Below are 19,060 nucleotides of genomic sequence, written 5' to 3' on the forward strand. Positions count from 1 at the left end.
CCCGGGCCCCGTCGCACCCCACCCGCGAACCCCCACCCGTCCCGCCGCCCGGGGAGTCAAGGAATGCCGCTCCACCGCCACCTCAGCAGGGGCCGCGCGATCGCCCGGACCGCCGGGGACCACGCCTCCGACATGTTCACCCCGCTCTCCGTCATCGGCCGCGGCCTGCGCCACCACGCCGACTGGGCCAAGGAGCGCTGGCAGGCCACCCCGAAGGAACGCCGCGGCCCGACGCTCTTCCTGACCGCCGCCATGGGGATCGGCGTCTACCTGCTGCCGCACGGCCTGCTGTTCGCCCTGATCGCCCTGATGGCCAGCGCCGCCTGGACCGGCCGGGCCCCCAAGGCGGCGCCGGCGCCGCCCGCCCCGGACGTCGCCGACGTCAAGCTCGGCGCCCTCTACGCGGCGCTCACCCCGTACCTGTGCGGCCCCGAGGACGCCAACCCGCTGTACCACTTCGAGGGCGGCTACCGGAGCGCCTTCAGCGCCTGGGAGTTCGACGGCGAGGGCCGGCTCGCCCGGCTGGAACTGAGCTACCCCGCGTACTTCACCGACACCGAGCCCGCCTCCAGGGCCAGGATCGAGCAGGTGGTCCAGGGCAAGGCCGGCCGGGCCAGGGAGTTCCGCTTCGACTGGGACGAGGAGTCCAACCGGCTGCGGATCTCCGCGCTGGCCCCGCTGCCCACCGACGTCGTCGCCCAGCGCTTCGTGGCCGCCCCCGGCGAGATCGTGCTGGGCTTCACCGACGAGGACGGCACCGCCAGGACCATCCCGGTCACCCAGGGCGGCACGACCGTCCAGCAGCCGCCGGTGGTCTGGCGCACCGGCCCGCGCTCCTCCGAGCCGCACCTGCTGGCGCTCGGCGTCACCGGCTACGGCACCTCCAGCCTGCTGCGCTCGATCGCGCTCCAGGCCCTCCCGTACGGCGACCTGGTGGTGGTCGACGGCGCGGGCACCGGGGAGCACGCCTGCCTGGTGAACCGGCCCGGCGTGCACACCGTGGAGACCAGCCTGCACGGCGCGCTGGCCGCCCTGGAGTGGGCCGCCGGGGAGACCGAGCGCCGGCTCGCCGCGCTCAACGCCGCCCGGCACGCCGGCACCGCCCCGCCCGAGGACGTCACCCGGCCGCTGTGGCTGCTGCTGGACCACCCGACCGAGCTGAGCGAGCTCGCCCAGGCCGAGGGCCGCCCGGACCCGCAGGACCTGCTGGAGCTCCCGCTGCGGCACGGCCGGGCCGCCCGGGTCACCGTGGTGGTCGCCGACGACGTCGAGGCCGGGGACCGGATCACCGCCACCGTCCGCGCCACCACCAGGGCCCGGGTGGTGCTCGGCCCGGCCGGCCCCGACGAGGGGCGCGCCGCGCTCGGGGCCGCGCTGGACATCGTGCCCGCCTCGCACGTCCCGGTCGGCCGCGGCTACGCCCGGATCGGCAACGGCGCCCCGGTCCGGCTCCAGGTGCCCGCCACCGTCGACCCGCTGGACGACGAGGCCCCGGACCGGCTGCGGGACGCGGTGATCGCCCTGCTGCCGCACCGGGACGGCCGCGTCGAGGCCGCCGCCGCGCCGCCGCGCCCGGAGCACCCGCCCACGCTCCCGGCGGCCGGGACGCCCGCGTCGGCCCGTCCGGTCGACCTGGTGAAGGGCGAGCCGATGGTCCGTTCCCGACCGATCTCCTGACCGCGGGCCCAGCCGGCCCTTCCGGGCCCGGTTTTCCGGTCCCCGCGGGGGTCGGCGCCCACCGGCGAATCCCGTCCCGGTACGCTCGTCGCAGAAAGTCCACCCGATCACCAGATGTGAAATAGGTGACACCTGGGGTGATATCACCGGCCAGATGTGACAAATCGGGCGCAGGTGGGTACAAACAGGGGCGGCACTACAGACGACGCATGTCCCGGGACGGGAATCTTCGTCGGAAGCCGAGCGTTGACCGAACGACGAAGAACAGCGACCACTAGTCCTGTGGGCCATAAGCCCGGGAGGCACGATTCATGAGCGAGCGAGCTCTCCGCGGCACGCGACTCGGGGCCACTAGCTACGAGACCGACCGTGGTATCGATCTGGCTCCCCGCCAGACCGTCGAGTACGCATGTCAGAACGGACACCGTTTCGAGGTTCCTTTCTCGGTCGAGGCGGAGATCCCCTCGACCTGGGAATGCCGCTTCTGCGGCCAGGAAGCGGCCCTTCTCGACGGTGACGAGCCGGAGGAGAAGAAGACCAAGCCGACGCGCACCCATTGGGACATGCTGATGGAGCGCCGGACGCGCGAGGAGTTGGAGGAGGTGCTGGCCGAACGGCTGGCCGTGCTCCGCTCCGGCGGGATGAACCTCGCGGTGCACCCGCGGGACACCCGTAAGAGCGCCTGACCCGACCTCGCTCCCGCTCCGGCGGGAGGACGCGAAAAGGGACCCTGGTCACCAGGGTCCCTTTCGCGTTGTCCGGTGCGCGCTGCCCGGTTCCGCATCGGCCGGTTCCGTATCGGCCGGCTGCACCTCCGCCGGGCCTCGGACCGTCCGGTCCGGCGGGCGCCGGACCGGACGGTCCACGGGAACGGGAGGGTCAGCCCGCGATCGGCGGACGGTGGGTGGTGTCCGGGCCCTGCGGGCCGGCCTGCGGGTCCACCACCTCGCCCTGGATCACCTTGCCGTCCGGGCGGTGGATGCGCAGCTGCTCCTGGAGCCGCATCGCGTCCGCGAACGGGTCGGCGCCCGCGGTGGCGGCGGCGCCGCGCAGCGCCTTGTCCGCGGCCCGGCGCCCGGCCACCCGCCACAGCGCCCGGGTGGGCGGGAAGATCAGGGTCAGGGCCACCAGGTCCGACAGGAAGCCGGGGACGATCAGCAGCAGGCCGGCCAGCACGGTCATGCTGGTGCCGGTCTCCGGCTGCTGGGACTGCGGGTTCTTGCTCTGCTCGATCGCCGCCGACAGCGCCTTCAGCCCGGCCCGCTTGATCAGCGAGCCGCCGATCAGGACGCCCGCGACGAGCAGCAGCACGACGGTGAAGCCGCCCAGCCACGAGCCGACCTGGACCAGCAGCCAGATCTCCAGCACCAGCCACGCGGTGATCAGCAGTGGCAGCACCCGGCGGAGCCTGCTCCGCCGGGCCGGACGGGTGGGGGTAGCTTGCTGGGTCACGGTACGAATCCACTCCAAGCGGTGCTCTGCGCGCCGCACGGGAGGTCCGGGCCGGCTACGGCACCACCTGGTCCAACGATTCCCGGCCTGCCGGTGTTCCGGCGGAGGACTTCTTCCGGCGGCCGATCAGCAGGGCCGCGCCGCAGGCCAGCAGACCTCCGACGGCCAGCGTCCACTCCGGGACGGCGCCGACCCGGTCGGCGACCGTGGTGCCGTCGCGCAGCGGGACTGTGGCCGACAGCTGGGCCGCGGTCAGCTCCTCGGTGCGCTGCTGGACGCTGCCGTCCGGGGCGATCACCGCGCTGATGCCACTGGTGGCGGCGATCAGCACCGCCCGGCCGTGCTCGACGGCCCGCAGCCGGCTCATCGCGAGCTGCTGCTCGGGCTGGCCGGTCCTGGCGTAGGTCGCGTTGTTGGTCTGGACGACCAGGACCCGGGCGCCGCTGTCCACGGTGTCCCGGACGATCTCGTCGTACGCCACCTCGAAGCAGATCACGTCGCCGATCCGGGCCGGGCCGAGCTGCATGACGCCGTTGTGGTCCCCGGGGTAGAAGTCCCTGGCGACCCGCTGGAGCCGGGTGATCACCTGCATCAGCTGGGCGCGGAAGGGCACGTACTCGCCGAACGGGACGGGGTGCTGCTTGGTGTAGGAGGCGCCCGGCCCGGTGACCGGGTCCCAGACGATGCCCTCGTTCTGGACGTGCTGCGCGTCCGGGCCGTCCACCAGGGTGCCGACCAGGGTGGGCACGCCGATCGCCTTCACGGCCTCGTCGATCCGCTGGTGGGCGAGCGGGTCGCTGAACGGGTCGAGGTCGGAGGAGTTCTCCGGCCAGATCACGATGTCGGGGCGCTGGACCCTGCCGGCCTCGATGTCGGCGGCGAGGCGCTCGGTGGCCGCGGCGTGGTTGTTGAGGACCATCATCGGGCGGCCCAGGAAGTCCATGCCCGGGTTGGGCACGTTGCCCTGGACGATGGCGACCTTGACGGTGTCGGCCGCGGCGGTGGGCACCGGGACGAGGTAGCCGGCCAGCAGCGCGGCCACCGCGCCGAGCGCCGCCAGCGCGGCCGCCTTCGGGGCCCTGCCGGGCCCGCGCAGGCGCAGCGCGGCCCAGGCCAGCAGGGCGCCGGAGAGGGCGACCGCGAAGGTCACCAGCGGCGCGCCGCCGAGCGCGGCCAGCGGGGTGTACGGGGTGGCGGTGTTGGCGAAGGCGAGCCGGCCCCAGGGGAAGCCGCCGAGCGGCAGCCGGTCGCGGGCCCACTCCTGGGTGATCCACAGGCAGGCCGACCAGAGCGGCCAGCCGGGCAGCCTGGAGGTGACGGCCAGGGCGCCGCCGAGCAGAGCCAGGAACAGCGCCTCCACGACGGACAGGCCGACCGTGGCGTCCCAGCCGACCACCCGCAGCCAGCTGAGCAGCATCAGGAAGAACGGCAGGCCGAAGGCGAAGCCCGTCCACAGGCCCTGCCGGAAGGTGCGGCCCCGGGTGAGCAGCGACAGCGCGGCCACGCCGAGCAGCGACAGCGGCCAGAGGTCGTACGGCGGGAAGGCGAGGGCGAGCAGCAGGCCGGCCAGGGCGGCGAGGCCGGTCCTGGGCAGTCCGGCGCGGACCTTGGCGAGCGCCCGGGCGCCGCGGCCCGGTCCTGGCACCGGCCCCTGGGGCTGCGGCACGGTCTCGGACCGTTCCTGGGTGACGGGAGTGGCCACCGGCGCACCATCTTCCTGGGGCTTGCTGTTCGGACGCTGTGCGAAGAAGGTACCCCGGAACGTCGATGGCCCGTGAGGTCAGGGTGGTGGCCGGGGCAGCGCGGGGCGTAGCGGAACTCCCGCAGCGGCCAGTGGCCGGTGAGCCAGTCGGAGACGGCCCGGTACAGCGGGGTGTCCAGGTGGGCGCGGTCGGCCCTGACCCAGGAGCTGACCGAGAGCACGGACGGGTCCTCGCGGTCCGGGTAGAGGCAGACGCAGCCGATCACCTCGTCGCGGTCCGGCTCCAGGACGGTGTAGGTGAAGCCGGTGCGGGCCTCGAAGTCGGCGGCGTGCCGGCGCAGGTCGTCGAGGTTCCGCTCCGGCGGCATGCCCTCGGCGGGCGGCCAGCCGCGGCCGGCCCAGCCGGGGGTGGCGCGGATGTGGGCGATGCTGCTCGTCCAGGCGGCGTGGTCGGAGGCGTTGTGCCGCTCGCCCAGGGGCTCCAGGCGGAACTCCGGGGCGAGCAGCTCGCGCGGGACGGTGAAGTCGGCGGGCACCGGTGCGGTCATGGTGGTCAACCCAGGGTGCGGCGGCCCGCCGTTCCACGGGATTTACCGCTGGTACACCGTGCGGCCGCGGACCACGGTGCGCAGGCAGGCCGGCAGCGGGTGGCCGGGGGTGAGGTCGGGCAGGCCGGGGGTGCCGGAGCGCGGGTCGGTGGACCAGCCGGCCACCCGGGAGTCGGGCGCCTGGACGACGAGTTCGCCGGCCGCCCAGATCGCGTAGCTGGCGACCGCGCCGGGCACCAGCACGCCGTCCTGGTCCCGGCCGACGGCCCGCCAGCCGCCGCGGGTGTGGGCGGTGAAGGCGGCGCGCACCGAGATCCGGTGCTCCGGGGTGTGGTGGAAGGCGGCCGCGCGGACGGTGCCCCACGGGTCGAGCGGGGTGACCGGGGCGTCCGAGCCGAAGGCCAGCGGGACGCCGGCCCGCAGCAGCGCGGCGAAGGGGTTGAGGGCCGCCGCCCGCTCGGCGCCGAGGCGCCGGACGTACATGCCCTCGGGGCCGCCCCAGGCGGCGTCGAAGGCGGGCTGGACGGAGGCGGTGAGGCCGAGTTCGGCGAAGGCGGCGACGGTCTTGTCGTCCAGGGCCTCGGCGTGCTCGACGCGGTGGCGCAGGGCCCTGACCCGGTCGGCGCCGACCCGGGTGCCGGCCGCCCTGACGCCCTCGACGACCGCTGCCACGGCGGCGTCGCCGATGGCGTGGAACCCGGCCTGGAGCCCGGCCTCGGTGCAGGCGGCGACGTGGTCGGCGACCTGCCCGGCGCTCAGGTAGGCGGTGCCGGTGTGCCCGGCGTCGGCGTAGGGGGCGTGCAGGCAGGCGGTGTGCGAGCCGAACGCGCCGTCCACGAAGAGGTCGCCGCCGGCGCCCACCGCGCCGAGCCTGCGGGCGGTCTCGACGCCGCCCAGCTCGCCCCAGTAGCCGAAGACCTCCGGCCCCTCGCCCTCCGCTGCCAGGGCCAGCAGGGCGGTCAGGTCGGCCTCGGAGGAGATCTCCGGGCCGGCGCACTCGTGCACCGCGCCGATGCCGAGTTCGGCGGCGCGGGCCAGGGTGGCGCCCTGGGCGCGGCGGCGCTGCTCGGGGGTGAGGCGGGCCAGCGCGGTCTGCCGGACGGCGTGGTGGGCGTCCTTGGTGAGCGGGCCCTCGGGGTCGAATCCCGGCGCCTCGGCCAGGCCCTCGGTGAGGGTGCGCAGCGCGCTGGTGGCGAGCGCGGAGTGCACGTCGGTGCGGGAGAGGTAGAGCGCGGCGCCGCGGGCGGCCTCGTCGAGTTCGGCGAGCGTGGGCGGGCGGCCCTCGGGCCAGCCGGTCTCGTCCCAGCCGTGGCCGATCAGCACCCCGCCGGGCTCGGACCGGGCCTCGGCGAAGGCGGTGACGGCGGCCAGGGCGGCGGCCAGCGAGGGGCTGCCGGTGAGGTCGAGACCGGTGAGCGCCAGGCCGGTGGCGGTGGCGTGCACGTGGGCGTCCACGAAGGCCGGGGTGACCAGGGCGCCGTCCAGCTCGACGATCTCGTCGGCGGTCGCGGCGTACGCCTCGGCGGCGCCGTCGCTGCCGACCCAGGCGACGTGCCCGCCTTCCACGAGCATCGCGGTGGCGAAGGGGTCGGCGGGGCTGTACACGGCGCCGCCGCGCAGCAGGACGGTTCGTGGGCCCTTCCCGTCCGAGGGCGGGCAGGAAGGGAGGGTGCGTTCGGTCATGCGGCCAAGTCTGCACCCCGCCGGTTCGCGCTCAGAGCTTCGGGGGTCGCGCCTCGTACGGGGTGGACAGGACGACGGTGGTGCGGGTGGAGACGCCGGCGGCGCTGCGGATGCGGGCGAGCAGGTCCTCCAGGTCGCCGGGGGCGCCGACGCGGACCTTGAGGATGTAGTTCTCGTCGCCGGCGACGCTGTGGCAGGCCTCGATCTCGGGCAGGCCAGCCAGGCGCTCCGGGGTGTCGTCCGGGGCGCTCGGGTCGAAGGGTTTGACCGAGATGAACGCGGTCAGCGCCAGGTCGACGGCGTCGGGGTCGATGATCGCGGTGTAGCCGCGGATCACCCCGCGCTGTTCGAGGCGGCGCACCCGCTGGTGCACCGCCGAGGTGGACAGGCCGGTGGCCTTGCCCAGGTCCGTGTAGCTCATCCGGCCGTCTTCGAGGAGCAGCTGGACGATGCGTTGGTCGAGATCCTCCACAGTGCGCAAACCTACCCGGTCGGGAGCACGGGGGGCGCACGAGGTGGCACGGAGCGGTTTCCCAGGTGCCAGACGGCATGTGCCGGGAGAATGTGGCAACCGGTGTGGCCAAGGACACACCCGGTGCATCACGGTGCGCAGAAGCGCAGGATTATGAGTCCGGATCACAGGGAAGTGCTGGTTGTGGCCCTGGACGACCACGCCGGGCCCGATCCTAGGGGGATCCTCATGCCTGCTACCGACCAGCGCGTGCTGGGCGCCGACGAGACCGACGATATGACCGACCGCGAGGACCTCGCGGTCGACCACATGCCGGGCACCGACCCCGGCGAGGCGGACACCTGGGACATCTTCCGGGTCCACTGCCCCGAGTGCCGCCGCCCGATCGCCCTGGTGGCGGACGAGGAACGGCTGCCGCTGCACGCACTGCTGCCGACCGCCTGGAACCCCTTCGCCCCCGCGATCTGCCCGGGTTCGGGCACGCCCACGGACGACCTGGCCGAGGCCGAGGATTCGGAGGACGCCGAACCGGTCCTGTTCGACGCGCTGTTCAAGCTCCCGAGCGGGCTGGACTGGCGCACCCAGCCGTTCTCGCACGCCGTCGCGCACCGCCCGGTGCGGCTCGCCGCGGTCGGCCAGGCCGCTCCGGTCGTGCCCGCCGGCCCGACCGTCACGGCCCTGCGGGGCGCCATCCCGGAGCAGCGCCGTCGTCGTCCGGCGCTGACCGCCCGTACCGCCAAGGCGAGTTGACCCGTCATCGGAAATGCCTCCGGCCGTCACTCCGCACCCTGGAGTGACGGCCGGAGGCCGTGTGGGGGAAGGCCTCAGGCCTTCGTGAGGTGCCGGCCGATCACCAGGCGCTGGATCTGGTTGGTGCCCTCGACGATCTGGAGCACCTTGGCCTCGCGCATGTAGCGCTCGGCCGGGAAGTCCTGGGTGTAGCCGTAGCCGCCGAGCACCTGGACGGCGTCGGTGGTCACCCGCATCGCCGCGTCGGTGCAGAACAGCTTGGCCATCGCCGCCTCCTTGGAGAACGGCCGGCCGGCGTCCCGCAGCCGGGCGGCGGACAGGTAGAGCGCCCGGCCGGCCTCGATCTGGGTGGCCATGTCGGCGAGCATGAAGGACAGGCCCTGGAAGTCGGCGATCGGGCGGCCGAACTGGCGCCTGGTGCGGGCGTAGTCGACCGCGAGGTCGAGCGCGGCCTGGGCGACGCCGACCGCGCAGGCCGCGATGCCGAGGCGGCCGGAGTCCAGGGCGGCGAGCGCGATCTGGAAGCCCTGCCCCTCCTCGCCGACCAGCCGCTCCCTGGGGACCCGGGCGCCGTCGAAGTGGAGCTGCGCGGTCGGCGAGGACCGCATGCCCATCTTGTGCTCGGGCGGGGCCGCGGACAGGCCCTGCTGGGTGCCGGGGACGAGCAGACAGCTGATGCCCTTGGCGCCCTCGGCGCCGGTGCGCACCAGGGCGCTGTAGAAGTCGGCCCGGCCGCCGTGGGTGATCCAGGCCTTGGTGCCGTTCACCACGTACGCCTCGCCGTCGAGGTCGGCGCGGGTGCGCAGCGCGGCCGCGTCGGAGCCGGACTGGGGCTCGGAGAGGCAGTAGGCGCCGAGCTGCTCGCCGGAGAGCATGCCGGGCAGCCAGGCGTCGCGCTGCTCGTCGGTGCCGAAGGTGGCCAGCGCGTGGCAGGACAGGGTGTGCACGCTGACGCCGAGGCCGATGGCCAGCCAGCCGGCCGCGAGCTCTTCCAGCACCTGGAGGTACACCTCGTAGGGCTGTTCGCCGCCGCCGTGCTTCTCGCCGTACGGGAGGGAGAGCAGGCCGGCCTCGCCGAGGGTGCGGAAGACCTCCCGCGGGAAGCGTCCGGCGGCCTCGTCCTCCGCCGCGCGCGGCTGGATCTCGCGCTGGACCAGGTCCCGGGTGAGGCTCAGCAGCTCGCGGGCCTCCTCGCTGGGCAGCTGGCGCTCCACGGCTTTCACAGGGGAGGGGGTCATGGCGGTGGTCGCCTCCTCGATCGGGCGCCGGGCCGAGGTGTCGGCCGGTCCGGCGGGGGTGTGGCAGTCGGACCGACCGGCACCGGGTTTCGGTGAACGGCCGTTCACAGTCGTGGCGAAGGCGAGTATGCCCGAAACCCGCGCCGCCGTCACGACCAGCACATTTGAACTGTCCGCAGTGGCGGGATACGGCACCGTAGGGTTGACGTTGTGGCTGCATCCGAACTTCTCCCGCCCCCGCTCCGGTCCGCTCGCGACGACCGGCTGACCGCGCTCGCGGCGGAGCTGCGCGCGCTGCCGCCGTCCTGCGGGCCGGTGCGGCTGGTCGCGGTGGACGGGCACGCGGGCTCGGGCAAGACCACCTTCGCCGGACGGCTGGCGGCGGCGCTCGGCGGGGCACCGGTGGTCCACCTCGACGACCTGGCCACCCACGAGGAGTTGTTCGAGTGGACCGGACGGCTGCGCGAGCAGGTGCTGGAGCCGCTGGCGGCCGGCCGGGACGCCGAGTACCGGGTGTACGACTGGACGCTGCGCCGTTTCGCGGGCACGGCCCGGGTGCCGGCCGCCCCGGTGGTGCTGGTGGAGGGGGTGGGCGCGGGACGGCGGGCGGTGCGTCCGTGGCTGGCGCGGGTGATCTGGATGGAGTTGGAGGCGGCCGCGGCCCGGCGGCGCGGCGAGCAGCGGGACGGTCCGGAACTGGCCGGGTTCTGGGCGGGTTGGGCCCGGGCCGAATCGGCGCATTTCGCCGTCGATCCGAGCCGTCCGTACGCCGCGACGAGGGTCGACGGGGTGACCGGCCGGATCGCGCCGGGCACTGTGGGTGAATCTTCAACCATCGCCTTGACCTGCGACATCGCCGGGACCTAGGTTCGTCCCAGCCGCCGGAACACCTGCTTCCGGCCGCCCGGACCCGGCGCCCCCGGCTTGTTCCCCCGTGAGCCGGGGACGCCGTCCGGTCCCCTTCCGAAAGTCGCTCCCCCGCCGCCGGTTTCCCCGCCCGGCCGCTCAACGACCGCTCGCGCGATCACATTTGACTCGGTGCCACACCCTTCCGGATCAGCCCCGCGCCGGTACGATTCCTGGCAGGCGCAGACGCGCCGCATGGGGTCGACGACCACCAGCCGGGCTGGGCGCAGGCGACTCGCCGGCCGAGCCCCGGGCCGCACCGCGGGGGGGCGTGAGTGACGACGGTGGACAGTTCCGACAGCACGGCGGGCGGACCGGACCGGCTCGCCGACCGTGCCTGGCTGCGCGCCATGGACGCCTACACGGCCGGCGCGTACGCCCGGGCCGAGGAGGAGTTCCGGGCCGCCGTCCGGCTGGACCCGGGGATGGCCGACGCCTGGCTCGGCCTGCACGCGCTGCGCAGCGACACCTCGGCCGCGCTGCTGGCCATGTACCGCAACCAGAAGCGGTTCGGCGAGCAACGGCGGCTGCACCGACGGCCGCTCAGCTCCTGGTACTGGCTGGGCTGGTGGGTGCAGCCCGTGCTGGAGGACGCCCGCGACCTCGCGCTCGCGCACGCCTCGCACTGGCTGGACGGCCGCCATCTCGCCGAGCTGGACCGGGCGTTGGAGCAGTGCCCGGCGCCCGGCGAGGACTCCGCCGCCCGCTTCCTGTACGCCTGCCGCTCCTACCTGCTCAAGGACTGGGAGCAGCTGATCCGGGACACCGACCGGCTGCTGGACGACCCGCTGCTCGGCATCGAAGCCGGGCTGTTCGCCGGCATGGCACGGGTGCGCCTCGACATGTGCGCCCAGGCGCAGGTGCCGCTGGCCGCCTCGCTGGCCCGCTGCCGCTCCGAGCAGCCGCAGCGCAAGGAGCTGCGGTACTGGCTGGCGCGGGCGTACGACGGCGCCGGGCGCAGCGCGGCGGCGCTCCCGCTCTACCGGGCGGTGCACCGGGCGGACCCGGCGTTCATGGACACCGCGGCCCGGCTGGCGGCCATCTCGGCCGAGGACGGGCTCGCGGACGGGCTCACCGACGCGTTGTCGGACGGCACCACGCTCGGCGGGCGCCCGGGCGGGACGGACGCACCGGGCGGGCCCGGCGTCGACTCCGGGTACCCGGAGGACGCCGGATTCGCCGGACTGCCGGGGTACGGCGAGGAGTTCGGGGACATCGGCGGGCCCGCCGGCGCGACCGTCCCCGGCGACGAGGTGTCGAACGGTGCGCCGACCGGCGGGGTGCCGTCGGGTGGCGGGCCCTCGGTGGACGCCGGGCTGGTGGACGGCCCCCCAGCGGGCGGCGCACCGTTCGACGGCGTTCCGGCCGGCGGGGCCCCGCCGGCCGGCGCCCCCGCCGACGGCGCGCCGCAGACCGCCGGGGAACGCTCCGGCTCGGCCCCCTCGCCCGGCACCGCCGTACCGCCGCCGCTGCCCGCCCTCGGCCGGGCGCAGCCCAGGGCCGCCGCCGCGCCCGAGCCCAGGGCCGGCGGCAACGAACGGGAGCTGGACGCGGCCCTGGCCGAACTCTCCCTGATGGTCGGCATGGAGCCGGTCAAGCGCCAGGTCCGGGCGCTCTCCGCCCAGTTGCGCATGTCGCGGCTGCGGGCCGAGCAGGGCCTGCCGGTCCAGCCGCCGAAACGCCACTTCGTCTTCTCCGGCCCCTCCGGCACCGGCAAGACCACCGTGGCCCGCATCCTCGGCCGGGTCTTCCACGCCCTCGGCCTGCTCTCCGGCGACCACCTGGTGGAGGCCCAACGCGCCGACCTGGTGGGCGAGTTCCTCGGCCAGACCGCCGTGAAGGCGAACGAGCTGATCGACTCCGCGCTGGACGGCGTGCTGTTCATCGACGAGGCGTACAGCCTCTCCAACTCCGGCTACACCAAGGGCGACGCGTACGGCGACGAGGCGCTCCAGGTGCTGCTCAAGCGCGCCGAGGACAACCGCGACCGGCTGGTGGTGATCCTGGCCGGCTACCCCGAGGGCATGAACCGGCTGCTCGCCACCAACCCCGGCCTCAACTCCCGCTTCACCACCAGGGTCGACTTTCCCAGCTACCGCCCCGGCGAGCTGACCGCGATCGGCGCCGCGCTGGCCGGCCGGGACGGCGACGGCTGGGACGAGGACGCCGCCGAGGAGCTGGCCAGCATCTGCGTCCACGTGGTCCGCGAGGGCTGGATCGACGAGCTGGGCAACGGCCGGTTCATCCGCACCCTGTACGAGAAGTCCTGCGCCTACCGGGACCTGCGGCTGTCGCTGCTGCGCGAGCCGCCCGGCCGGGAGGACCTGGCCACGCTGCGCCTGCCGGACCTGGTCCAGGCGTACGGGGAGCTGATCGACGGGCGGGGCTGAGGCCCGCCCCGCGGATCAGCCCCCTCGCTTGTTCCCCGCCGGCCGCCCGTCGGTCCGGCCCCGGTTCAGCCGTTGAGCAGCGCGGCCTCCCGCTCGCGGTCGAGCCCGACCCTGGCCCGGTCCGGCCGCCGCGGCGCGCTGCCGCCGATCGACCGCAGCCAGGCCCAGGTGTCCTCGACGGTCTCGGCGACCGGTCGGCAGCGCAGCCCGGCGCCGAGCGCGCGGTCGACCAGGCCGGTGTGCAGGAAGTCGTACAGTTCGCCGGGCGCCAGCCAGATCGGCAGCTCGGTCCACGGCTCGATGCCCGCCGCGAGGATCCGCTCCGGGTCCGTCCAGCGCAGTTCGGCGTCCGAGCCGGTGACCCGTACGCAGGCCTCCAGCAGCTCGCCCATGGTGGCGTGGCCGGAAGGGCCGACCAGGTTGTACGGGCCGCCGAGGCGGGCCGCCACGGCGTCCAGGGTCCAGGCCGCGAGGTCGCGCGCGTCGATGTACTGGAGGGCCAGCTCGCGCGGCCCCGGGGCGAGCACCGGGCCGCCCTCCGCGATCCGGCTGAGCCACCAGGGCAGCCGGCCGATGTTCTCGTGCGGGCCGAGGATCAGCCCGGCGCGGGCGAGCAGCGCCTGCCCGCCGTACTCCGCCTCCAGCGCCAGTTCCGCGCCGCGCTTGGCCTCGGCGTAGGCCACCTCGCCGGTGAGGTCCGGGGAGGAGGCGACCACCGGGGCGGCCTCGCCGGCCCCGGCGGGCAGCGGGTGGTCGTAGACCGACCGGCTGGAGACGTACGCGTAGTGGCCGACCCGGCCGTTCAGGAAGCGGGCGCTGTCGCGCACCGCCGCGGGGGCCCAGGACCAGGTGTCCACCACCGCGTCCCACTCCCCCGCGCCGAGCGCCGCGAGGCCGTCCTCGGCGGTGCGGTCGCCCTTCAGCACCCGGACACCCTCCGGCGCGGGCCGCGTGCCGCGGTTGAGGGCCGTCACCTCCCAGCCCCTGGCCAGCGCCTCCTCGGCGACGACCCGTCCGACGAACTCGGTTCCACCCAGCAGGAGAAGTCTCATGCCGACCACCCTGCTCCCAGGGTGGCCGGCATGGAAGGGCTGACTGCTCTGGGCGGAATCGCCGGGAGCGGACACGCCGTCAGCGGAATCCGGAACCTTCCGGACGGACGTCAGGCCGTGGCGCGGTGGTCCGGGTCGTGCATCTCCCCGACCAGCTCCTCCAGCACGTCCTCCAGCATCACCACGCCGAGCGTGCGCCCGTCCTGGTCCAGCACGGCGGCCAGGTGGCAGGTGGCCCGGCGCATCGCGCCGAGGGCGTCGTCCAGCGGGAGGCTGCCGCGCAGCACCGTGATCGGCCGCCAGAGGCGGGCCGGGACCGGCGCCGAGATGTCCTCCACGTCGAGGATGTCCTTGAGGTGGAGGTAGCCGAGGTAGCCGTGGCCGGCCGGGTCGCCGTCGGTGACCGGGAAGCGCGAGAAGCCGGTGCGCAGCGCCAGCTCCTCGACCTCGGCGGCGGTCGCCTTGGAGTCCACGGTGACCAGCTGCTCGGGCTTGAGCAGCACCTCGGTGATCGGGCGGCGGCCCAGCTCCAGGGCGTCCTCCAGACGCTCCTGGCGGCCCTCGTCGAGCAGGCCGGCGTCCCGGGAGTCCGCCAGCAGGTACATCAGCTGCTCGGTGGTGAAGACCGACTCGACCTCGTCCTTGGCCTCCACCCTGAAGAGCCTCAGGATGCCGTTGGCGAAGGCGTTCAGCACCCGGATCACCGGGGCGAGCCAGCGGGCCAGCCGGTCCAGCGGCGGGCCGAGCCAGAGCGCGGCCTTCTCCGGGGCGGCCATGGCCATGTTCTTCGGCACCATCTCGCCCATCACCATGTGCAGGAAGACCACGACGGCGAGCGAGATCCCGTACGAGAGCGGGTGCATCAGGCCGGACGGGACGCCGATCGCGTGGAACGGGCCCTCCAGCAGGGAGGCGATGGTCGGCTCGGCCAGGGCGCCGAGGCCCAGCGAGCAGACGGTGATGCCGAGCTGGGCGGCGGCCAGCATCGCGGAGACGTTGGAGAGCGCGTGCAGCACGGTGCGGGCGCGCTTGTGCCCGGCCTCGGCGAGCGGCTCGATCTGGCTGCGGCGCACCGACACCACGGCGAACTCGGCGCCGACGAAGAAGGCGTTGCCGAGCAGGAGCAGCAGCGCGACGGCCAGTTGCAGGGCGGTCATCGGCCCTCCTCCCGGTCCTCGTCGAACTGCGCGGGCGCGGTGGTGCGCTCCACCCGGACCTCGGTGGTGCGGTGGCGGTCGACACCGGTCACCGTGAAGCGCCAGCCGGGCAGCTCGGTCTGCTCGCCCACCTCGGGGAGCTTGCCGAGCAGGTCGGTGACCAGACCGGCCAGGGTCTCGTACGGGCCGTCCGGGGCGTTCAGGCCGATCCGCTCCAACTGGTCGATCCGGGCGCGGCCGTCGGCCTCCCAGACCGGCAGGCCGTCGACCGGCGGCAGCGGGAACAGCTCGGGGTGGTCGTCGGGGTCGTGCTCGTCCTGCACCTCGCCGACGATCTCCTCGACGATGTCCTCGACGGTGACGACGCCGGCGGTGCCGCCGTACTCGTCGACCACGATGGCCATCGGCTGGAGGCGGCGCAGCTGGTCGAGCAGCCGCTCGGCGGGCAGCGTCTCGGGCACCAGCAGCGGCGCCGAGGACAGCGCGCCGACCCGCACCAGGCCGCGGCGGGCGGCCGGGACGGCCAGGGCGTCCTTGAGCGTGACGATGCCGGTGACCTCGTCCAGGCTGTCGGTGTAGACCGGGAAGCGGGACAGGCCGGTGGCCCTGGTCAGGTTGATCACGTCGGAGGCGGTGGCGTCGCCCTGGAGCGCGGCCACGTCCACCCGCGGGGTCATCACGGACTCGGCGGTCAGCTCGCGCAGGCCGAGGGTGCGGACGAACAGCGTCGCCGACTCCTCGTCTATCGCGCCGGCCTTGGCCGAGTGACGGGCCAGCGAGACCAGCTCGTCCGGGGTGCGGGCGTGCCCCAGCTCCTCCTGCGGCTCGACGCCGAAGGCCCGGACCGTCCGGTCGGCGGTGCCGTTCAGAAAGCTGATCAGCGGGCGGCAGACGAAGGAGAAGGCCATGTGCGGGGCGGCGACCGCGCGGGCCACCTGGAGCGGGTGGGAGATCGCCCAGTTCTTCGGCACCAGCTCGCCGATCACCATCTGGACGACGGTGGCCAGCACCATGCCGACGACCACGGAGACGCCGCGCGCGGCCGAGTCGGGCACGCCGATGCCGGACATGACGGGTGCGAGCAGGGTCGACAGGGCCGGCTCGGCGAGCATGCCGACCACCAGCGAGGTGACGGTGATGCCGAGCTGGGCGCCGGAGAGTTCGAAGGAGAGGTGCCGCAGGGCCCTGGCGACCCGCTGGGACTTGGCGTCGCCCGCCCCCGCGGAGCGTTGCACCGCCCCGCGCTCGACGGTCACGAAGGCGAACTCGGCGGCCACGAACAGGCCGTTGGCGAGGATCAGGAGAACGGCTGCGAGCAACAGCAGCCAGGCGGTGATCACAGTGCCGCCTGCCTTCCGGGGATCGGAAGCGAGGCGGCGCAGGTACTACCGGACGGATCGTCCATCGAGGGGGAGTGTCACTCCTCTGGTCGGATGTCGGGCACTCGATCGGGAGCAGGGCGCACTTTGCCCTGCTTTTACCAGCGTAGACCATACCCGGACGGAGGTAAGGGCACCCTTCGGCCCGCCGGGGGCACGGTGCCCGGAGCGGGCTGCCGGGAGCGGTGCCGGAGTCGAGTGGAGGGGGTGGACGGGCAGGTGGCGGCTCAGCCCCGGGCGTGCCGCTCGACCAGGTCGCGCAGCGCGCGGGCGTCCGCGATGGCCTGGGCCCTGCCGACCCCGGGCTGGATGCCGACCGCGGCGAGCGAGGTGCCGTCGGCCAGGTCGAGGGTCGCCCACGGGTCGCCCTGGCGGAGGTTGACCCGGACGATCTCGGCCCAGGCGAGCCGGCGGCGGCGGACGAAGTTGACCACCGTCACGCCGTCCGCGTCGGCGCTCACCCGGGGGCGGGCCAGCATCAGGCCGACGGCGGCGAACAGGACGCCGCTGGCCGTCATCATGATCCGGTCGTTGAGCTGCCAGTTCTCCGGGAGCATCACGGCCATCGCGGAGAACAGCGCCACCAGCAGCACGCAGACCGGCAGCAGCACGGCGCGGGTGCGGCGCGGCGCCCAGGTGACGGGGAACTGGACGGACGGCGTGGACACGTGGGGACTCCGGGGGTGGTTCTGGTGGCGGCAGCGCGAGGGGCGGGGACGCGGTCGGCGTCCCCGCCCCATTGAACCGTTCTTTACTCGCGGACGGGCGGCCAGGTCACCCGGGCGGCGCGGTCACGCGGGTCGCTCGGGCCGCTCGGGTGCGCGGACCGGGCGGGTGCGCGGACCGGGCGGGTGCGCGGGCCGGGCGGACCGCTCGGGTCAGAGGCGGCAGGCGTGGATGTTGGTGACCAGGATGGCCCGGGCGCCGATGCTCCACAGGTCGTCCATGATCTGCTGGGCCTCCTTGCGGAGCACCATCGAACGCACCGCGACCCAGCCCTCGGTGTGCAGCGGCGAGACGGTCGGCGACTCCAGGCCCGGGGTGAGCGCGACGGCGGCGCCGACCTTCTCGGCGCGGATGTCGTAGTCCATCAGCACGTAGCGGCGGGCCACCAGCACGCCCTGGAGGCGGCGCAGGAACTGGTCGACCCGGGCGTCCTCGCCGGCGCCCTTGGGCCGGATCACCACCGAGTCGGAGACCAGGATCGGCTCGCCGAACACCTCGAGGCCGGCGTTGCGCAGGCTCGTTCCGGTCTCCACCACGTCGGCGATCACGTCGGCGACGCCCAGCTGCACCGCGGTCTCGACCGCGCCGTCCAGCTTGGTGACCGTCGCCTTCACCCCGTGGTCGGCCAGGTGCTGCTCGACCAGACCGGTGTACGAGGTGGCGATCCGCAGGCCCTCCAGGCCCTTGACGTCATCGACGTCCACGCCCTCGGGGCGGGCGAAGCGGAAGGTCGACCCGGCGAAGCCGAGCGCGAGCACCTCCTCGGCGTTGGAGTGCGAGTCCAGCAGCAGGTCACGGCCGGTGATGCCGACGTCGAGACGGCCGGAGCCGACGTAGACGGCGATGTCCCGCGGGCGGAGGAAGAAGAACTCCACCTCGTTGGCCGGGTCGACGAGGACGAGCTCCTTGGGGTCCTTCCGCTGGCGGTAGCCGGCCTCATGGAGCATCTCCGCCGCGGGACCCGAGAGCGAACCCTTGTTGGGGACGGCGATGCGCAGCATGGGAGGTTGCTTCCTTACCTGTTGGGAGGATGGGTGTGCTCGGGAGAGCGGGGTCTCTAGAGGTACTTGTAGACGTCGTCGAGGGTCAGGCCGCGGGCGATCATCATCACCTGAAGGTGATAGAGGAGCTGCGAGATCTCCTCCGCGGTCTGCTCGTCCGACTGGAACTCGGCGGCCATCCAGACCTCGGCGGCCTCCTCGACGACCTTCTTGCCGATCGCATGGACGCCCTGCTGGACGAGCTGCGCGGTACGGGAGGACGAGGGGTCGCCGGTGGCGGCCTTCTGCTGGAGCTCGGCGAAGAGCTCCTCGAATGTCTTCGAAGCCATGATGGGCCCACCTTACGGCGTACGGGCGGACGGACGGTAAACGGTCCCGGACCGTGGACAGTCGAGTGGACGTCCGCGCTCCGGGACCGTCCCGGCCGTCGTCAGAGCGCGGCGCGCAGCACCACGGCGGTGGCGACGGCGGCCGTGGCGGCCTCGTGGCCCTTGTCCTCGGCGGAGCCCGGCAGGCCCGCGCGGTCGATCGCCTGCTCCTCGTTGTCGCAGGTCAGCACGCCGAAGCCGACCGGGACACCGGTGTCCACGCTGACCTGGGCGAGGCCGGCGGTGGCCGCCTGGCAGACGTAGTCGAAGTGGGGGGTGCCGCCGCGGATGACCACGCCGAGGGCCACCACGGCGTCGTAGCCGCGCTCGGCGAGGTGCTTGGCGGCGACCGGCAGCTCGAAGGTGCCGGGCACCCGCAGCACGGTCGGCCCGGTGACGCCCAGTTCCTCGAACGCGCGGTGGGCGCCGTCCAGCAGGCCGTTCATCACCGTGTCGTGCCACTGGGCGGCGACGACGGCGACCTTGAGGCCGGCGGCGCCGTCGATGGTCAGTTCGGGGGCTCCGTGGCCGCTCATGGTTCCTGCTTCCTGTGGTGTCT

18 protein-coding genes are annotated in these 19,060 nt (G+C 74.3%); 6 read left to right on the forward strand and 12 right to left on the reverse strand.

Annotation, left to right across the window (positions count from 1 at the left end; translation table 11 throughout):
* Nucleotides 1-63 precede the first annotated feature (63 nt).
* Both ACZ7C5_RS06760 and ACZ7C5_RS06765 read left to right on the forward strand, forming a co-directional pair.
* Nucleotides 64-1,677, forward strand: coding sequence for a hypothetical protein (locus tag ACZ7C5_RS06760; protein WP_401091990.1), 1,614 nt, complete (start codon nucleotides 64-66; stop codon nucleotides 1,675-1,677).
* A gap of 311 nt (nucleotides 1,678-1,988) precedes the next feature.
* Nucleotides 1,989-2,363 carry an RNA polymerase-binding protein RbpA gene (locus tag ACZ7C5_RS06765; RefSeq protein WP_188300504.1) on the forward strand — a complete coding sequence of 125 codons (375 nt, stop codon included), beginning with the start codon at nucleotides 1,989-1,991 and terminating at the stop codon, nucleotides 2,361-2,363.
* 193 nt (nucleotides 2,364-2,556) lie between these two features.
* Here the strand turns inward: ACZ7C5_RS06765 and fxsA are convergent, their stop codons facing one another.
* The 4 genes from fxsA to ACZ7C5_RS06785 form a co-directional block, all read right to left on the reverse strand.
* Nucleotides 2,557-3,129 carry an FxsA family membrane protein gene (gene fxsA, locus ACZ7C5_RS06770; RefSeq protein WP_470322156.1) on the reverse strand — a complete coding sequence of 191 codons (573 nt, stop codon included), beginning with the start codon at nucleotides 3,127-3,129 and terminating at the stop codon, nucleotides 2,557-2,559.
* A gap of 55 nt (nucleotides 3,130-3,184) precedes the next feature.
* Nucleotides 3,185-4,831: an apolipoprotein N-acyltransferase gene (lnt, locus tag ACZ7C5_RS06775; RefSeq protein ID WP_401091992.1), complete on the reverse strand. Its 1,647-nt coding sequence runs from the start codon at nucleotides 4,829-4,831 to the stop codon at nucleotides 3,185-3,187.
* A 590-nt stretch (nucleotides 4,832-5,421) separates the two neighbouring features.
* The gene (locus ACZ7C5_RS06780; RefSeq protein WP_401091993.1) at nucleotides 5,422-7,062 is read right to left on the reverse strand and encodes an amidohydrolase; all 1,641 of its coding nucleotides are present in this window, start codon (nucleotides 7,060-7,062) and stop codon (nucleotides 5,422-5,424) included.
* A 31-nt stretch (nucleotides 7,063-7,093) separates the two neighbouring features.
* On the reverse strand, nucleotides 7,094-7,534 hold the full coding sequence (locus ACZ7C5_RS06785; protein WP_045694655.1) for an Lrp/AsnC family transcriptional regulator: 441 nt from the start codon (nucleotides 7,532-7,534) through the stop codon (nucleotides 7,094-7,096).
* 228 nt (nucleotides 7,535-7,762) lie between these two features.
* Here ACZ7C5_RS06785 and ACZ7C5_RS06790 point away from each other — a divergent pair, with 228 nt between their 5' ends.
* On the forward strand, nucleotides 7,763-8,284 hold the full coding sequence (locus ACZ7C5_RS06790) for a hypothetical protein (protein WP_401091994.1): 522 nt from the start codon (nucleotides 7,763-7,765) through the stop codon (nucleotides 8,282-8,284).
* Between the two features lie 74 nt (nucleotides 8,285-8,358).
* On the opposite strand, the gene ACZ7C5_RS06795 is transcribed toward ACZ7C5_RS06790, so the two are convergent.
* Nucleotides 8,359-9,522: an acyl-CoA dehydrogenase family protein gene (locus ACZ7C5_RS06795; protein WP_188300510.1), complete on the reverse strand. Its 1,164-nt coding sequence runs from the start codon at nucleotides 9,520-9,522 to the stop codon at nucleotides 8,359-8,361.
* On the opposite strand from ACZ7C5_RS06795, the gene ACZ7C5_RS06800 reads away from it, so the two are divergent.
* The 3 genes from ACZ7C5_RS06800 to ACZ7C5_RS06810 all read left to right on the forward strand — a co-directional run bounded on the left by ACZ7C5_RS06800 (nucleotide 9,521) and on the right by ACZ7C5_RS06810 (nucleotide 12,818).
* Nucleotides 9,521-9,790 (forward strand): hypothetical protein, encoded by a 270-nt coding sequence (locus ACZ7C5_RS06800; protein ID WP_401091995.1) that lies wholly within the window; start codon nucleotides 9,521-9,523, stop codon nucleotides 9,788-9,790. The two genes, ACZ7C5_RS06795 and ACZ7C5_RS06800, sit on opposite strands and share 2 nt — an antisense overlap.
* The gene (locus tag ACZ7C5_RS06805) at nucleotides 9,733-10,389 is read left to right on the forward strand and encodes a uridine kinase family protein (protein ID WP_470322157.1); all 657 of its coding nucleotides are present in this window, start codon (nucleotides 9,733-9,735) and stop codon (nucleotides 10,387-10,389) included. The genes ACZ7C5_RS06800 and ACZ7C5_RS06805 overlap by 58 nt, the downstream gene beginning before the upstream one ends.
* 389 nt (nucleotides 10,390-10,778) lie before the next feature.
* Nucleotides 10,779-12,818 (forward strand): AAA family ATPase, encoded by a 2,040-nt coding sequence (locus ACZ7C5_RS06810; RefSeq protein ID WP_401092063.1) that lies wholly within the window; start codon nucleotides 10,779-10,781, stop codon nucleotides 12,816-12,818.
* Between the two features lie 65 nt (nucleotides 12,819-12,883).
* Here ACZ7C5_RS06810 and ACZ7C5_RS06815 read toward each other — a convergent pair whose 3' ends face one another.
* The 7 genes from ACZ7C5_RS06815 to ribH all read right to left on the reverse strand — a co-directional run bounded on the left by ACZ7C5_RS06815 (nucleotide 12,884) and on the right by ribH (nucleotide 19,037).
* The gene (locus tag ACZ7C5_RS06815) at nucleotides 12,884-13,870 is read right to left on the reverse strand and encodes an NAD-dependent epimerase/dehydratase family protein (protein WP_470322158.1); all 987 of its coding nucleotides are present in this window, start codon (nucleotides 13,868-13,870) and stop codon (nucleotides 12,884-12,886) included.
* 110 nt (nucleotides 13,871-13,980) lie between these two features.
* Nucleotides 13,981-15,027 (reverse strand): hemolysin family protein, encoded by a 1,047-nt coding sequence (locus ACZ7C5_RS06820; protein WP_401091998.1) that lies wholly within the window; start codon nucleotides 15,025-15,027, stop codon nucleotides 13,981-13,983.
* Nucleotides 15,024-16,367, reverse strand: a complete 1,344-nt coding sequence (locus ACZ7C5_RS06825; RefSeq protein ID WP_401091999.1) for a hemolysin family protein — start codon at nucleotides 16,365-16,367, stop codon at nucleotides 15,024-15,026. The genes ACZ7C5_RS06820 and ACZ7C5_RS06825 overlap by 4 nt, the downstream gene beginning before the upstream one ends.
* Nucleotides 16,368-16,633: 266 nt before the next feature.
* Complete coding sequence (locus ACZ7C5_RS06830; RefSeq protein WP_317620354.1) at nucleotides 16,634-17,074, reverse strand: PH domain-containing protein; 441 nt, start codon at nucleotides 17,072-17,074, stop codon at nucleotides 16,634-16,636.
* A 210-nt stretch (nucleotides 17,075-17,284) separates the two neighbouring features.
* Nucleotides 17,285-18,133 carry an ATP phosphoribosyltransferase gene (hisG, locus tag ACZ7C5_RS06835; RefSeq protein WP_188299759.1) on the reverse strand — a complete coding sequence of 283 codons (849 nt, stop codon included), beginning with the start codon at nucleotides 18,131-18,133 and terminating at the stop codon, nucleotides 17,285-17,287.
* Between the two features lie 56 nt (nucleotides 18,134-18,189).
* Nucleotides 18,190-18,462, reverse strand: a complete 273-nt coding sequence (locus ACZ7C5_RS06840) for a phosphoribosyl-ATP diphosphatase (protein ID WP_097238956.1) — start codon at nucleotides 18,460-18,462, stop codon at nucleotides 18,190-18,192.
* A gap of 101 nt (nucleotides 18,463-18,563) precedes the next feature.
* The gene (gene ribH / locus ACZ7C5_RS06845; protein WP_401092000.1) at nucleotides 18,564-19,037 is read right to left on the reverse strand and encodes a 6,7-dimethyl-8-ribityllumazine synthase; all 474 of its coding nucleotides are present in this window, start codon (nucleotides 19,035-19,037) and stop codon (nucleotides 18,564-18,566) included.
* Between the last annotated feature and the right edge of the window lie 23 nt (nucleotides 19,038-19,060).

The organism is Kitasatospora sp. NPDC036993, from assembly GCF_055607525.1.

Coding starts and splice junctions, on each gene's coding strand:
- ACZ7C5_RS06840 (WP_097238956.1), bottom strand. CDS start 18,462: ATGGCTTCGAAGACATTCGAGGAGCTCTTCGCCGAGCTCCAGCAGAAG.
- ACZ7C5_RS06810 (WP_401092063.1), top strand. CDS start 10,779: ATGGACGCCTACACGGCCGGCGCGTACGCCCGGGCCGAGGAGGAGTTC.
- ACZ7C5_RS06790 (WP_401091994.1), top strand. CDS start 7,763: ATGCCTGCTACCGACCAGCGCGTGCTGGGCGCCGACGAGACCGACGAT.
- ACZ7C5_RS06795 (WP_188300510.1), bottom strand. CDS start 9,522: ATGACCCCCTCCCCTGTGAAAGCCGTGGAGCGCCAGCTGCCCAGCGAG.
- hisG (WP_188299759.1), bottom strand. CDS start 18,133: ATGCTGCGCATCGCCGTCCCCAACAAGGGTTCGCTCTCGGGTCCCGCG.
- ribH (WP_401092000.1), bottom strand. CDS start 19,037: ATGAGCGGCCACGGAGCCCCCGAACTGACCATCGACGGCGCCGCCGGC.
- ACZ7C5_RS06765 (WP_188300504.1), top strand. CDS start 1,989: ATGAGCGAGCGAGCTCTCCGCGGCACGCGACTCGGGGCCACTAGCTAC.
- ACZ7C5_RS06815 (WP_470322158.1), bottom strand. CDS start 13,870: ATGAGACTTCTCCTGCTGGGTGGAACCGAGTTCGTCGGACGGGTCGTC.
- ACZ7C5_RS06760 (WP_401091990.1), top strand. CDS start 64: ATGCCGCTCCACCGCCACCTCAGCAGGGGCCGCGCGATCGCCCGGACC.
- ACZ7C5_RS06780 (WP_401091993.1), bottom strand. CDS start 7,062: ATGACCGAACGCACCCTCCCTTCCTGCCCGCCCTCGGACGGGAAGGGC.
- ACZ7C5_RS06800 (WP_401091995.1), top strand. CDS start 9,521: ATGGCGGTGGTCGCCTCCTCGATCGGGCGCCGGGCCGAGGTGTCGGCC.
- ACZ7C5_RS06820 (WP_401091998.1), bottom strand. CDS start 15,027: ATGACCGCCCTGCAACTGGCCGTCGCGCTGCTGCTCCTGCTCGGCAAC.